This window comes from Paraburkholderia sejongensis, from assembly GCF_020880815.1.
Taxonomy (GTDB): Bacteria; Pseudomonadota; Gammaproteobacteria; order Burkholderiales; family Burkholderiaceae; genus Paraburkholderia; species Paraburkholderia sejongensis.
Genome location: NZ_JAJITD010000015.1, coordinates 35734 through 50369 on the forward strand (window position 1 = coordinate 35734; position 14636 = coordinate 50369).

Sequence of the window (14636 nt, forward strand, 5' to 3'; positions counted from 1 at the left end):
ATCATGCGGAGCCGCCGTACCGCGCTCAGTTTGATGATAGGATCGCGTTCACGGGCATCGTCGGCCCTCCGTTCCGCCCTTTTCTCCATGACAAATCTGACTGCCACTCATATTTCATCGCCGGAGAGCGCCGGACTTCCCGCCTCGCGCCGCCAGCCGGCCGGGCGCAAGTCGCAGCAGCGCGTGAAGGAGATTCTCCAGGCGGGGCGCGACGTGTTCTCCGAGAAGGGCTACGAACGCGCGACGACCGCCGAAATCGCGCAGCGCGTCGGCATTTCGGAAGCCACGGTGTTCAGCTACTTTCGCGGCAAGCGCGAGTTGTGCGCGCGGGTGATCGGCGACTGGTACGACGAGATCATCGACGCGATCGAAGCCGGCCTGCCGCGCGACGGCAGCGTGCGCCAGCAGTTCGCGTTCATCGTGCGAATGCATCTGAGGCTGATGCTGGTGAACGGCACCGATCTGTGCGCGCTGGTGCTGTCGGAGGGGCGCGCGCGGCATCACGAATTGAGTGCGGCGCTGACCGAATTGCAGCGCCGCTACACCGCGCCGCTGATGCGGGTGCTCGCGCACGGCCAGCAGAGCGGCGAGATTCGCGCGGACATGCCGCTGCGGCTGCTGCGTTCGATGGTGTTCGGGCCGATGGAACACGTGCTGTGGGACGCGACGCTGACGAACCGGCAGATCGATATCGAGGCGACCGCGGATCAGCTGATCGACGTGCTGTGGATCGCGCTGACGCCGCCGGATCTCGAGGTCGCCGCGTTGCAGCGCTTCCGGATGGAGGTGGCGCAGGCGAGCCGGCGGTTCGAGCAGGCCAGCGCGGCGGCGGCTGCAAGCAGCGGCAAAACCGGCGCAACCGGCACACGCAAGGCCGCGCGCCGCGCGAAAAGCAGCTAATCTACCGGCTTGCCCGCAGCAGCGAAGGAGAGTCCAAGTGCCCGCAGCGAAAAGCGCGAAGCCAAGCAGAACGCGAAGCGAGAAGGTAGTCGACGAGCCGGTCGAGAAGCCCGTTGCGAAGTCACCTTCCTCCCCCCGCATCCGGATCGGCATCGGCGGCTGGACTTACGCGCCGTGGCGCGGCCCGTTCTATCCGGACGACCTCACGCAAAGCCGCGAACTCGAATACGCGAGCCGGCAACTGACGTCGATCGAAATCAACGGCACGTTCTACGGCCTGCAAAAACCGGCCAGCTACGAGAAGTGGTACGCGGAAACGCCCGACGACTTCGTGTTCTCGCTGAAAGCGCCCCGTTATGCGACCAACCGCCGGGTGCTCGCCGAAGCGGGTGAAACGATCGAGCGTTTCTTCGCGAGCGGCGTGCTGCTGCTCAAACAGAAACTCGGCCCAATCAACTGGCAGTTCGCGCCGACCAAAAAATTCGATCCCGACGATTTTGAAGCCTTCCTGAAACTGCTGCCGGCAAGCATCGAAGGACAGCCGCTGCGCCACGCGCTCGAAGTGCGTCACGAATCGTTCAGGACACCGGACTTCATCGCGCTCGCGCGCAAGTATCAGACCGCGGTGGTGCTAGCCGGCGACAGCGACTATCCGCAGATCGCCGACCTCACCGCGCCGTTCGTGTACGCGCGCATCATGGGCACCAGCGACAAGCAAGCCAAAGGCTATTCGACCAAGGCACTCGACGCATGGGCCGAACGCGCGCGCCAGCTAGCCGCCGGCACCACCCCTGCCGATCTGCAAACCTGCGCAGAGCCGCCCGCCAAATCGAGCGCGCGCGACGTCTATCTGTATGTGATCAGCGGCTTCAAGGAACGCAACCCGGCGGCCGCGATCGAGTTGATTCGCAAGCTCTGAACCAGCCCGCGCGCCGATCGCCGCGCGCGGGTGTCATAATCGCGCCAGCGCAGCCGTGCGCGCCCCCGCCAGCTTCATGCCGGGCTCATTGTCCGGCCTCACGCCAAGGCATCCGATCGAGCATCGCCCGAAGTCCGGCGCAGCGAACGCACGGCCCACGTCAAACCCATGCAGCGCCCGCGCGCCCTCATCGCGACGCAGCGCGCCGGCAGGCGGCCACGCCGCCCCAACCACCGATTGCGGAGATTATCTTGAGCGCCCTCGACAACCCGTTGCACGATCAGGAAGTCGGCTCGGCCGACGCTACCCAGGACACCACGCGCATCGACGACGTGCGCATCGGCGCAGTGCGGCCGTTGATTTCGCCGGCGCTGCTGCAGGACGAATTGCCGGTCCCGCCGGCGGTGCAAACGCTGGTCGAAAAAACCCGCGTCGAAATCGCCGACATCCTGCACGGCCGCGACGACCGCCTCGTGCTGATCACCGGCCCGTGCTCGATCCACGATCACGACCAGGCGATCGAATACGCGCGCAAGCTGAAAGCCGCCGCCGATCACTACAAGGACGATCTGCTGATCGTGATGCGCGTGTACTTCGAAAAGCCGCGCACGACGGTCGGCTGGAAAGGCTATATCAACGATCCGCGGCTGGACGGCAGCTTCCGCATCAACGAAGGCCTGCGTCTCGCGCGGCAACTGCTGATCGATATCAACGGTCTGGGTCTGCCGACCGCGACCGAATTCCTCGATCTGCTCAGTCCGCAGTACATCGCCGATCTGATCGCGTGGGGCGCGATCGGTGCGCGCACGACCGAGAGCCAGAGTCATCGCCAGCTCGCATCGGGTCTGAGCTGCCCGATCGGTTTCAAGAACGGCACCGATGGCGGCGTGCAGGTCGCGGCCGACGCGATCGTCGCGGCGCGCGCGAGCCACGCATTCATGGGGATGACGAAAATGGGCATGGCCGCGATCTTCGAAACGCGCGGCAACGACGATGCGCACGTGATTCTGCGCGGCGGCAAGCAGGGTCCGAATTACGACGCGGCGGCGGTGCAGGCGACCTGCGATTCGCTGCGTTCAGCGGGACTGCGCGAACAGGTGATGATCGATTGCTCGCACGCGAATTCGAATAAATCGCATACGCGCCAGATCGAAGTGGCAAACGATATCGCGCGACAACTGACGCAGCACGAGCGCCGCATCATTGGCGTGATGCTTGAAAGTCATCTGGAAGAAGGCCGTCAGGATCTGAAGGCCGGGGTGCCGCTGCGGCACGGCGTATCGATTACGGATGCCTGCGTGAGCTGGGCGCAGACCGAACCGGTGCTGGCCACGCTCGCCGAGGCGACCCGCAAGCGTCGCGCGAACTGAGTTCATGCGACGCACACGCGCCGCGCCAACGAGCGGAGATCGTTCCGCCGACGTTGCGCAGCGCGTGATTCTTCACGCCCGACGCCTCGCTTGTGCACGCTTCGCAGCAGGCTGCGCAGCGCACCGCGAAGGCTCGGTCCGGCGTGAAGCGCGTTGCATTACGACGCGTTGACAGCTTCCTTGAACGCCTTGCCCGCGGTGAACTTCACCGTCTTGGCCGCGGCGATCTGGATTTCCTCGCCCGTCGACGGGTTACGGCCCACGCGTGCTGCGCGCGCGCCGGTCGAGAAAGAACCGAAACCAACCAGTTGCACCGTATCGCCGCTCACGACGGCCTTGGTCACTGCTTCGACGATTGCGTCGATGGTCTGGCCGGTGGCCGCTTTGCTTTCGCCCGTCGCTGCGGCGACTGCATCAATCAGTTCCTGTTTGTTCATAGCACTTCCCGTATGGTAATCATGGAATCGGCGCCCTTCTGAGGCGCCGGGACCGACACACTAACGCATAGCCCCACTTTCGCGCAAACCCTTGGTGTAAGGCTTGTATCAACGGCGGGGCCTCGATTTGACGTTTTTGAGAAGCAAACTGCCATAAGAATCGAGGGCTTATGTGCGCGCGCGCTCCCGCGCGTTTTTGCCGCGCATCACAATCCGTTGCAATTTCAGTGCTTTAGCGCGACTCGCGGCGAGCCATCGGCGGTTCCGGCAAGCCGCAAGACTAAGAGAGAACACTCAGGCGCGTTCTTTGCGCGATCAGCTCAGGTTAACTTTTCGCAGAAATAAAAAAGTGAGAACTCGCCGCTTTGCCTCGGGCACGATGCTCGCGATGCTCGTCACCGCGTTCGCGCCGCGTGCCGCCGTCGCGGACGACAACGCCTGTGCAACCCTCGCCGGTGCAACCCAGTCCGGCGCATTGCAGGGCTTTGCGTTGCGCGCCGGGGAACCGGTCGATCTGATCAAAGGCGCGCAAAAAATTCACGGCAGGCTGCTCGTGTTCGGCGACGGCAGCGTCTATCGCGCTTACTGGCAGCCGGATAACAGCGCGGAAAAATACGTGCTCGCGAATGCGGGTGCCGATACGGTGAGGCTCGTTTCGACGCCGCCGCAAGGCACGCCCGCGCCGAACGGCCAGCCCGGCACACCGATGGCGCCGCAACGCGTGCTGTCATGTCCCACTCTTTGATCGCGGCTCCCGACGAGTTGCAGTCCGGCATAAACGACTGACTGCCACGCCGCATCAGCTGCGCGAGCCAGGTAGTACTTACCGATCTCGTGCCGCTTTATCCAGGTGCCCGGTTTGCCGCGCTCCGACGATCAATCCTGCTCAAGTTAGTCCGCCATCAGCCGATATAAAAAGCTGCGCTGAGCGCCCAAACGTTTAAAGGGATGAAGATGGTGCGGCCACCAAGATTGAAACGGATGCTATCGGTCCCGGCAGTCGACGCCGAGCTGATGCGTGCGCAATTTCAGGCCTTCAGCCGGCAGGTCCCGCTGCTCTATTTCATTTTGCTGGTCAACACCGCGTCGGTCGCTATCACGCATCTGGCCAGCGCGCCGTTGTGGTTGTCGCTGTACATTCCGCTCGGGCTCGGCGGCGCGTGCCTGTACCGCTGCGCGCGCTGGTGGCTGCTGCGGCGCCGTCCGCTGACGACCGAACGGGCCGTTGGCGAAATGCGCAGCCTGGTGTGGGTGGTCGGGCTGTTCGGCTTCGCTTTCAGCTGCTGGTCGATCCTGCTGCTGCCGTACGGCAGCGCATACCAGCAGGCGCAGGTCGCGTTTTATATGAGCACCACGCTGGTGGGCAGCGTGTTCTGTCTGATTCATTTGCGGGTGCCCGCGCTGCTGTTGCTGTGCATCGTCATCCTAAGCTTCTGCGGCTATCTGATCAGCACCGGCGATCCGGTCTTCATTGCGATGGCCGTCGATATGGCACTGGTCGGCGTCGCGCTCGCGGTCGTGATCCTGCAATACTGGCGCACCTTCACCGACGCGATTCAGGCACAGCGCGAGTTGCAGACCAGCCAGCTCAACACGCAGCGGCTCAGCGACGACAACTTCCGGCTCGCCAGCATCGACAGCCTGACCGACCTGCCGAACCGGCGCAGCTATTTCGCGTCGCTGCGCGCGATGGCGGAGCAGGCGGCCGCGCGCGGCGGCAGTTTCAATGTCGGGGTGATCGATCTCGACGGTTTCAAGCAGGTCAACGATATCTATGGCCACGCGAGCGGCGACCTCGTGCTGCAGGAAGTCGGCGCGCGTCTGCTCGCGCTCGGCGAGCCGGCGCTGCTGTTCGCGCGGCTCGGCGGCGACGAGTTCGGCGTACTGGTGTGCGAGAAGCTGTCGAACGATGCGCTGGTCGAACTCGGGCAGCGCATCTGCGATGCGCTCAGCCGGCCCTACCAGCTCGCCGGCAACGTCGCGGAACTGACCGGCACGATCGGCTGGGCCGCGTTTCCCGACGCGGGCTCGACGGTCGAGCAGGTGTTCGAGCGCGCCGACGCCGCGCTGTATGTCGGCAAGGAAAACCGCCGCGGCAAGCCGGTGATCTTCTCGACCGAACATGAAACGCGGATGCGGCGCCTCAGTCTCGTCACCCAGGAGCTGCGCCACGCGGACCTCGAAGCGGAGCTGTTCCTCGAATTCCAGCCGATCTACGACCTGCCCACGCAACGCCCGATCGGTCTCGAAGCGCTGGGCCGCTGGCACAGTCCGCGGCTCGGCATGGTGCGGCCCGAGGAATTCATTCGGATTGCAGAGCGTACCGAGCTCATCCTGAGCCTCACCGACGTACTGCTGCGCCAGGCGCTGCGCGAAGTCGCGCACTGGCCAGCCGATCTGTATCTGTCGTTCAATCTGTCGGCGGTCGACATTTCGACGTCGGCCCGCGCGCGGCGGCTGATCGACATCGTCGCGGCGAGCGGGGTGTCGCCGCAGCGGGTGACGTTCGAGATCACCGAGACCGCGTTGACGCGCGATTTCGAGCAGGCGGCCAGCGCGCTGACGATGCTCAAACAGGCCGGCTGCCGCGTGTCGCTCGACGATTTCGGCACCGGCTATTCGAGCCTGAGCTACGTGCACCGGCTGCCGTTCGACGCGATCAAGATTGACCGCAGCTTCGTGACCGACGTCGATACCAACAGCGCGTCGAAGAAGATCATCAAGTCGGTGATCGACCTGTGCCGCAACCTGGGGCTCGAATGCGTGGTCGAAGGGCTCGAAACGCCGCTGCAGGCCGATGTCGTGAAAGCACTTGGCGCGCACGCGGTGCAGGGCTATCTGTTCAGCCGGCCAATGCGCTCCGGCGCGGTCGGCGGTTTTTTGCAGACCGCGTTGGCGCAGCGGCAGGCGACGGAGACGCACTCGTAGCTGGCGAACCTCGCGGTCGCCCCCCGCGCCGTTCGCCAGTTTCAATACGCGAGCTTCGGATACCAGTCGGTCCCGCGCCCGCCGGGCGTCATGTCGAGAATCGTCCACAACGGCATCAGATCGGGCGCGCCGCGCGGATCCTGGCCCGGGTCGGCGGTCGATGGCCCCATCTCCTCGGCCCAGAAGTGCCGCACTTGCCCACCGGTGCGCGTGAACACGTTGACCGCCGGATTGTCGTCGCCGGCCGGGTCTTCGGCCGCATAGTCGCGATTGAAGGTGTTGCCGCCCGACGAATAGATCCGCAGATGCCGCCAGCCGCGCTCCTGTTTGAACGCCAGCAGTTTCTCCAGCGGCGCGCGGCCGATCACCGCGAACGCGACGCGCTGCAGGATGTCGGGCATTTCGCCGTCCCACGCGCTCAGCAGCGACGTGCACATCGGGCACGGCCGCGCGCGTCGCGGGCCGAACATCCAGTTGTAGGTGACCAGCGTGTCGTGCGCGCCAAACATTTGCGACAGCGTGACCGGTCCGGCTTCGCCGTCGAACTGGTAGTCCTCGGGCACGAGACCGCCCGGCGGGAGCGCCCGGCGCTGCGCCGCGACCCGCTCGATGTGGCGGCGCAACTCGATTTCCGCGGCCAGCAGGTCGTTGCGCGCACGGCGATATGCGGCGCTTTCGCCCGGAAAGCGCGGCGGCAAGTCGGCCAGTTCGCGGGCCGGTTTCAGCGTTTGCGTTTGCGTCTGTGTAGATGCGTTTGCGTCAGTCATCAGCCATCTCCTTGTGAGAAATCGGGTGAGAAATGAAGCTCTCGAAAACGACGGGCAAGCGGTCGCCGATGCGTGCCGTGCTCTTAGATAACGACGTATGAAGCGAGCGGAAATCGACACATGCAAGGGAAAATTCTTTCCCCGCCCCGCGCGTCCGACCGGCGGCGCCGCACGGTATGCTTGCGCGACACACCACCGCCACCCACACCGCCATGCCGCTTCGCCTGCCCCCCTTGCCCGCGCTGCGCTTTTTCGAAGCGGCCGGCCGGCATCAGAGTTTCAAACTCGCCGCCGCCGAACTGAACGTGACGCCGAGCGCGATCAGTCACGGCATCGTCGGGCTCGAGGAAGCGCTCGGCGTCGAACTGTTCGTGCGCGAGCCGCGCGGCATTTCGCTGACCGCGAGCGGCGCCGATTATCTGTCGTACGTCTCCGAAGCGTTTTCGCTGATCGCGATCGGCACCCAGCGACTGCCGACGCATCGCGCCGACCGGCCGATCGCGCTCAGTTGCGCGCCGACCTTCGCGTCACGCTGGCTGCTGCCGCGTCTCGCCGGCTTTCGCGCGCGGTGGCCGCGGGTGAACGTCAGCGTGGATACGTCGTCGCGGCAGGTCGGGTTTCCGGTCGACGGCTTCGACTTCGCGATCCGCATGAGCCGCGCGCCGGTCGCCGGCACCGCGTGGACGCGGCTGTTCGACGAGCAGTTCGTGCCGGTCTGCAGCCCCGCGTATCGCCAGACACTGCGCGACGCGGGCGGCGAGATCGACCTGCGACAGGCGACGCTGATTCACGTGAACACCGCCGGCGAGGACTGGCAGGCGTGGCTCGATGGCACCGGCACGAGCGGCATCGATGCCGCGGGCGGCCTGCGCGTCGACACGATCCAGCTCGCGTTCGAGGCGGCCAGCATGGGTCTGGGCGTCGCGCTCGGGCGCAAACCGCTGGTCGACAGCGATCTGGCGAGCGGCGCGCTGGTCGAGGCGTGCGCGGGCACGGTCGCGTCGAGCACCGCGTACTGGCTGGTCAGCGCCGAGGACGCCGACAGCGCGATCCGCCGCCCCGAGCTGGCGGACTTCAAACGCTGGCTGGTCGGCGAGGCCGCGCCGTTCGCGAGGTCGGCGGCGAGCGGCGGCAATCTCGAAGCCAATGCCGAAGTCAATGACAACCCCAACACCGGCAGCGACGGCGGCGCGACCCACCCGCATAGGTGAGCCACGCTCACCTGTCAGCGAAGACTTTTCCTTTGCCGCGCACGCGGCGCACTGCGACGATGGCGTTCAAGGAGAACCCGCCATGTCGACCAACCGCAGCAAGCGACCCTCCCTCGCCCTCCGTGCGCACACGACCACGCTGGTGATCGTCGCCGGCGCGCTGATCCTCAGCGCGGCGATGGGCATCCGCCAGACCTTCGGCCTGTTCATCGGCCCGTTCTCATTCGACCGCGGTCTGCCGGTGACGCAGATCGCGTTCGCGATCGCGCTGCACAACCTCGTATGGGGCTTCGCTCAACCGTTCGCGGGCGCCGCCGCGGACCGCTACGGCTCGGCGCCGGTGGTCGCGTTCGGCGCGACCACCTTCGCGGCCGGGCTCGCGCTGTCGGCGGTCGCGCCGAGCGGCGCGTGGCTGGTGATCGGGATGGGCCTGCTGGTCGGGGTCGGGGTCAGCTGCACGACATTCGGCGTCGTGCTGCCGGCGGTCGGGCGGATTGCGACGCCGCAGCAGCGCAGCATCGCGATGGGGCTCGTCAGCGCCGGCGGCTCGGCCGGCCAGGTGTTGATGGTGCCGCTCGTGCAAGGGATCAGGCTGCACGCGGGAATCGCGACGTCGCTGTTCGCGCTCGCATTCGTAATGCTGCTGTTCGCGCCGCTCGGCATCGTGCTCGATCGCCGCGCGCGGACCCAGGCCCAGCCGCGAGCGACGACGCCAACTCCGTTGCCGGCTGATCGTCCAACCCGGCCGCAGGAAACACCCGCCGCGCCGCTGCGCGAAGTGCTCGCGCAAGCGACTCGCCATCGCGGCTACCGTCTGCTGACGCTCGGCTTTTTCACCTGCGGTTTCCAGCTCGCGTTCATCGCGACGCATCTGCCCGAATATCTGACGCTGTGCCATATGCCGCTCGGACTCGGCGCGACCGCGCTCGCGCTGATCGGCCTGTTCAACATGGCGGGCAGTTGGGCATGCGGCTGGCTCGGCGGGCGGTTCCGCCAGCAGCACGTGCTCGGCTGGCTGTATCTGCTGCGCAGCGCGACGATCGGCGTCTTTTTCCTGCTGCCGAAGAGCACCGTGTCGGTCGTGATCTTCGCCGCGGTGATGGGCCTCACGTGGCTCGGCACGGTGCCGCTGACGAGCGGGCTCGTCGCCAGGGTGTTCGGCGTGCGCCACCTCGGCAGTCTGTTTGGCGTGTGCTTTCTGAGCCACCAGGTCGGCTCGTTTCTCGGCGCATGGCTCGGCGGCCTCGTGTTCGATCTGACCGGCTCGTATTCGCTGTTATGGGCGGCGACGATCGCCGCCGGACTGCTCGCGGCGCTGCTGCATTTTCCGATCGACGATCGCGCGGTGGACACGCGTGAGCCGCGCGCGTCGGAGCCGGCGGCCGCGTGATTCACGCTATCGATACGCAAACCGAAGCAATCCGGCACGCGGCGCCCGGTTCGCCGCGAAGTCGTTATGGCTTCGCTGTCTCCGCCGCCGCCTTCGGCACCCGCCCCATCAGATAAAACTCGTCGTTCGGCCGCATCGAGATCACGTTGGCCATCCGGTTCGACAGGCCGAAAAACGCGGTAATCGCCGCGATGTCCCAGATGTCTTCGTCGGTGAAACCGTGGCCGCGCAACGCCTGGAAGTCCTCTTCGTCGACGGTGCCCGAGGCGCGGCACACCTTCAGCGCGAAATCGAGCATCGCCTTCTGACGTTCGGTGATATCGGCCTTGCGATGATTGACCGCGACCTGATCCGCGAGCAGCGGCGCCTTCTCGTAGATGCGCAGAATCGCGCCGTGTGCGACCACGCAGTACAGACAGTCGTTGACCCCGCTCGTCGCGACCACGATCATCTCGCGCTCGCCCTTCGTGAGGCCGCCCTCTTTCAGCATCAACGCGTCGTGATATGCAAAGAACGCGCGAAACTCGTCGGGCCGATGCGCGAGCGTCAGAAACACGTTCGGCACGAAGCCGGCTTTTTCCTGTACTTCGAGAATACGGGCGCTGATATCGGCGGGCCACTCGCTCGGCTCGGGCACCGGGTAGCGGCTGATAGGCTGAAGCGTTGCCATTCGCTGTCTCCGTGATGGGTGTACTTGTAGCGGTTCATTGTAGCAACGCCGCCACGCTCGATAACGTCCGATATCCGCCCCTCCAGCGCGTCCGCCGGCGCCTACACTCGACTAGTCGGTCCGCGATTGCGAGCCGGCCGCCAGCCGCCGCGCCGCGCGGCGACTCTCCGAGGAGCGAGCATGGCAAACGTGATTCCCGACCCGCGCGCCGCCGTCGTCAAGGTGCGTCCGGAGCGCGAAATGGCGACCGCGCAGCGGCTGCCGTATTTCGTCGGCATTTCGGCGCAGACCGCGGGCGCTACCGGGCTGTCGATGTACATGGTCGTGGTGCCGCCGGGCGGCCATGCGGAGCCGCACTTTCACGCCGGCTACGAGACCGCGATCTATCAGCTCGAAGGCCGGGTCGAGACGCGCTACGGCCCGGGGCTGCGCGAGTCGGTGATTACCGAGGCGGGCGACTTTCTGTTCATTGCGCCGGGCGTCCCGCATCAGCCGTTCAATCTCGAACCGCACGCGGTCGCGCGGGCGATCGTCGCGCGCAATCACGCGGACGAGCATGAGCAGGTGGTGCCTTACGATCCGGCCGCCGATGCCTGAGCCACCCGAGCCCTTCAACAACCTTACCCGCAGCCTTTCACGGTCTTTCACGACACCGACCCGCTACCTGTGCTTAAATCCGTCTTTCGCGCCGACGCGCCCGGCTTGCCCCCGCATTGCCGTACGCGTCGCATGGCCGTCCAGCGGCCGGGCGCGGACCGATTGCGGTTTCTCTCATTGCTTTGTCAGGAGCGCGGTAGTGTGGCATTTCCCGATTGCTATTCCAGCGTCTCTCGGCGTCTGGGCCGTCTTCATGAGCGTGCTCGTCACGCAGCTCGGCATGCCGATTCCGGCCGCGCCGATGCTGGTCCTCGGCGGCACGATGGCCGCGATGGGGCAAACCTCGTATCCGAACGTGATCTTCGCGGCCGTCGGCGCGACGCTGCTGGCCGACTCGCTCTGGTTTTTCACCGGCCGCGCGTATGGCCGCCGGTTGCTGAACTATCTGGTGCGCTTCTCCCTGTCGCTCGACACCACCGTGCGGGTCGCGCGCAATACCTATGAACGCTACGGCGCGCCGATCCTGACGGTCGCCAAGTTCCTGCCGGGGCTCGGTCTGATTTCCGCGCCGCTGCTCGGCACCACCGCGATCGGCGTCGGCGTGTTCCTGTGGTGGGACCTGGTCGGCGCGACGCTGTGGGCCAGCGTGTGGGTGATCGGCGGCGGCGCTCTGCACGATCAGATCGTGCAACTGATACTGGCCGTGCGCCACAACGGCGGCACGATCGTCGATACGTTCGCGGTGATCTTCGCGGCGGCTTTGCTGTATCGCTGGCTGCGCCGTTTGCAGTTTCGCCGCTGGCTCGCGCATACGCGCATCTCGCCCGAGCAGCTCGACGAAATGATGAAGTCGAACGAACCGCCGCTGATTCTCGATGCGCGGCCGAGTGTCGTGCGCGAAAAGGAATCGCACCGGATTGCCGGCGCGCGTCCGCTCGATCTCGAATCGCCCGAGCCGATTCATCCGGAGTATCTGAAGCGGCCGATCGTCGTCTATTGCGTATGTCCGAACGAAGCGACGGCCAAGCGCATCGTCAAACAGCTGCATCGCAAGAACATTCATCACGTTCGCGCGCTGAAGGGCGGCCTCGACGCATGGGAAAAGCGCGGTTATCCGGTCGAACCGTTGCCGCCCGACTTCAATACCGCGATGGCGCATATGCTCGAAGACCAGGGCCACGAAGGCGAATACACGATCCGCGCGCGGCTCGCGAAATAAGCGCAATTCGCGCCGCAATCGGGCGCGAGTTCGACAGAATCCATCCGGCATCGCGCGCGATGCCGGATTGCCAAAAAATAAAAATAAATTGACGGCATTTATAGCTCGTATATGCTTCCTACAGGTCGATCGGCTCGCGCACGCCGCTTAAGCACTGAAATAAGTTCTGCATTACGTATCATCAGATTCTTGGCCGTGCAGCGAAAACGTCTCGCAGCGGTTTAAAGCGATCGACCCGCGTGCTGTTTCTTCCAGGTCCGCTACGGATTCGAAACAGAGCGCTCAATACTTCCCTCAACAACGCAGTCGAGTGTCATCGTGAGAGTCCGAGGCCCTTTGGTGAACTGGAATCGCAGTCAGGCACGCAGTATGTGCATTGACGGCGCCAGCGCCGACGGCAGCAGCGGCAGCCTTGCGTTTCGCCGCTTCCTGTCCGTCATCACAGTCCTGTCGCGTCGTTCGGTACGGCGCCGTAACGTGCTGTCCGCCCGTGCATTTATCGCCGTGCGCACAGACGAAGTCGCTTCGCTGCTGCCGTAGCGCCTCCCTTCCGTCATCTCATTCGCGGTTCGATTGATCCGTTTACTCGCGCTTGTTCGCGTTGAGTCGCGTTGACTCGCGAGCGAGTTGCTTGCGTCCGCGCGCTGCCGGCCGATAGCCGTACGTCGCGACTACGGATTAAATCGCATCCATTTCACTCAGCCCAATAAGCGCTGCGCGTTGTTGCGTCGATTTGCGCTGGCCTTGACTCGCCTGCGCGTTTTCCGATAGCGCCGTACGCCAATCCGAACGCCGTCGACTCGATCGCCGGCGCTGGATCGGCACGCCTGTTCGTTATGCAAGACAAACCCGCCTAACCGGCTCGCGCATCAAACACAGAGAGAACAATCATGCATGACATCGACGAATTTCTGAAAAAGCATCACGTGACCGAAATCGAAGCGATCATCCCGGACATGGCGGGTATCGCGCGCGGCAAGATCATTCCGCGCAGCAAGTTCGAATCGGGCGAGTCGATGCGTCTGCCGCAAGCGGTGATGGTCCAGACCGTGACCGGCGACTATCCAAAAAGCGATTCGCTGACCGGCGTTACCGACCCCGACATGGTATGCGTACCCGACGCGAGCACGATCCGGATGATTCCGTGGGCGGTCGATCCAACCGCCCAGGTGATCCACGATTGCGTGCACTTCGACGGCACGCCGGTCGAAATTTCGCCGCGCTGCGTGCTGCGCCGCGTGCTCGACCTGTACCACGCGCGCGGCTGGAAGCCGGTGATCGCGCCGGAACTCGAATTCTATCTGGTCGATATGAACCGCGATCCCGATCTGCCGCTGCAACCGCCGGTCGGTCGTACCGGCCGCGCGGAAACCGGCCGCCAGGCGTATTCGATCGAAGCGGTCAACGAATTCGACCCGCTGTTCGAAGACATCTACGAGTACTGCGACGTACAGGAACTCGAAGTGGACACGCTGATTCACGAAGTCGGCGCCGCGCAGATGGAAATCAACTTCATGCACGGCGATCCGCTGAAACTCGCGGACAGCGTGTTTCTGTTCAAGCGCACCGTGCGCGAGGCCGCGCTGCGTCACAAGATGTACGCGACGTTCATGGCCAAACCGATGGAAGGCGAACCGGGCTCGGCGATGCATATGCATCAGAGTCTCGTCGACCTCGAAACCGGCCGCAATCTGTTCACTGCCGCGGATGGCGAACCGACCTCGCTGTTTACCGGCTATATCGCCGGCTTGCAGAAATACACGCCGGCGCTGATGCCGATCTTCGCGCCATACATCAATTCGTACCGCCGACTGTCGCGCTTCATGGCCGCGCCGATCAACGTCGCGTGGGGTTACGACAATCGTACGGTCGGCTTCCGGGTGCCGTATTCGGCGCCGGTCGCGCGCCGCATCGAGAACCGCATTCCGGGCGTCGATTGCAATCCGTATCTGGCGATTGCCGCGACGTTGGCCGCCGGTTATCTCGGCATTACGCAGCGACTCACCGCGACCGAACCGCTGACGAGCGACGGCTATGCGTTGCCGTATCAATTGCCGCGCAATCTCGAAGACGGTCTGTCGTTGATGAGCGCGTGCGAGCCGATTGCCGAAGTACTCGGCGAGAAGTTCGTCCGTGCGTATCTCGCGCTGAAAGAGACCGAATACGAAGCGTTTTTCCGCGTGATCAGTTCGTGGGAACGCCGGCATTTGCTGCTGCACGTGTGAGCG

Annotated in this window: 14 protein-coding genes; 11 read left to right on the forward strand and 3 right to left on the reverse strand. The window is 64.9% G+C overall.

From position 1 onward, the window contains the following. Positions 1–87 precede the first annotated feature (87 nt). The 3 genes from LJ656_RS25605 to LJ656_RS25615 all read left to right on the forward strand — a co-directional run bounded on the left by LJ656_RS25605 (position 88) and on the right by LJ656_RS25615 (position 3189). The gene (locus LJ656_RS25605) at positions 88–900 is read left to right on the forward strand and encodes a TetR/AcrR family transcriptional regulator (RefSeq protein ID WP_230512322.1); all 813 of its coding nucleotides are present in this window, start codon (positions 88–90) and stop codon (positions 898–900) included. Between the two features lie 37 nt (positions 901–937). Next, positions 938–1819: a DUF72 domain-containing protein gene (locus LJ656_RS25610; protein WP_425606007.1), complete on the forward strand. Its 882-nt coding sequence runs from the start codon at positions 938–940 to the stop codon at positions 1817–1819. A gap of 251 nt (positions 1820–2070) precedes the next feature. Beyond that, positions 2071–3189, forward strand: a complete 1119-nt coding sequence (locus LJ656_RS25615; RefSeq protein WP_329958900.1) for a 3-deoxy-7-phosphoheptulonate synthase — start codon at positions 2071–2073, stop codon at positions 3187–3189. 158 nt (positions 3190–3347) lie between these two features. Here LJ656_RS25615 and LJ656_RS25620 read toward each other — a convergent pair whose 3' ends face one another. Then, positions 3348–3626 carry an HU family DNA-binding protein gene (locus tag LJ656_RS25620; RefSeq protein WP_013092091.1) on the reverse strand — a complete coding sequence of 93 codons (279 nt, stop codon included), beginning with the start codon at positions 3624–3626 and terminating at the stop codon, positions 3348–3350. 349 nt (positions 3627–3975) lie between these two features. Between LJ656_RS25620 and LJ656_RS25625 the strand changes: the two genes are divergently transcribed. After that, a complete protein-coding gene (locus LJ656_RS25625; protein WP_425606008.1) occupies positions 3976–4371 on the forward strand; it encodes a hypothetical protein in 396 nt (131 codons plus the stop codon). Between the two features lie 209 nt (positions 4372–4580). Beyond that, positions 4581–6554: a putative bifunctional diguanylate cyclase/phosphodiesterase gene (locus LJ656_RS25630; protein WP_230512323.1), complete on the forward strand. Its 1974-nt coding sequence runs from the start codon at positions 4581–4583 to the stop codon at positions 6552–6554. Positions 6555–6595: 41 nt separating this feature from the next. On the opposite strand, the gene LJ656_RS25635 is transcribed toward LJ656_RS25630, so the two are convergent. Next, positions 6596–7321 carry a DUF899 family protein gene (locus tag LJ656_RS25635; RefSeq protein WP_230512324.1) on the reverse strand — a complete coding sequence of 242 codons (726 nt, stop codon included), beginning with the start codon at positions 7319–7321 and terminating at the stop codon, positions 6596–6598. Between the two features lie 212 nt (positions 7322–7533). Between LJ656_RS25635 and LJ656_RS25640 the strand changes: the two genes are divergently transcribed. Further along, positions 7534–8532 carry a LysR substrate-binding domain-containing protein gene (locus tag LJ656_RS25640; protein ID WP_230512432.1) on the forward strand — a complete coding sequence of 333 codons (999 nt, stop codon included), beginning with the start codon at positions 7534–7536 and terminating at the stop codon, positions 8530–8532. A gap of 82 nt (positions 8533–8614) precedes the next feature. Continuing rightward, entirely contained in the window at positions 8615–9922 is a 1308-nt protein-coding gene (locus LJ656_RS25645; protein WP_230512325.1) for an MFS transporter, read from the forward strand. Between the two features lie 64 nt (positions 9923–9986). Here LJ656_RS25645 and LJ656_RS25650 read toward each other — a convergent pair whose 3' ends face one another. Then, positions 9987–10592: a peroxidase-related enzyme gene (locus LJ656_RS25650; protein ID WP_230512326.1), complete on the reverse strand. Its 606-nt coding sequence runs from the start codon at positions 10590–10592 to the stop codon at positions 9987–9989. A gap of 180 nt (positions 10593–10772) precedes the next feature. On the opposite strand from LJ656_RS25650, the gene LJ656_RS25655 reads away from it, so the two are divergent. The 4 genes from LJ656_RS25655 (at position 10773) to LJ656_RS25670 (ending at position 14633) form a co-directional block, all read left to right on the forward strand. Beyond that, on the forward strand, positions 10773–11189 hold the full coding sequence (locus LJ656_RS25655; RefSeq protein WP_230512327.1) for a cupin domain-containing protein: 417 nt from the start codon (positions 10773–10775) through the stop codon (positions 11187–11189). A gap of 199 nt (positions 11190–11388) precedes the next feature. Then, on the forward strand, positions 11389–12408 hold the full coding sequence (locus LJ656_RS25660; RefSeq protein ID WP_230512328.1) for a VTT domain-containing protein: 1020 nt from the start codon (positions 11389–11391) through the stop codon (positions 12406–12408). Between the two features lie 336 nt (positions 12409–12744). Further along, on the forward strand, positions 12745–12948 hold the full coding sequence (locus tag LJ656_RS25665) for a hypothetical protein (protein WP_083654698.1): 204 nt from the start codon (positions 12745–12747) through the stop codon (positions 12946–12948). A gap of 350 nt (positions 12949–13298) precedes the next feature. After that, a complete protein-coding gene (locus tag LJ656_RS25670; RefSeq protein WP_230512329.1) occupies positions 13299–14633 on the forward strand; it encodes a glutamine synthetase family protein in 1335 nt (444 codons plus the stop codon). The last annotated feature ends 3 nt before the right edge of the window (positions 14634–14636 follow it).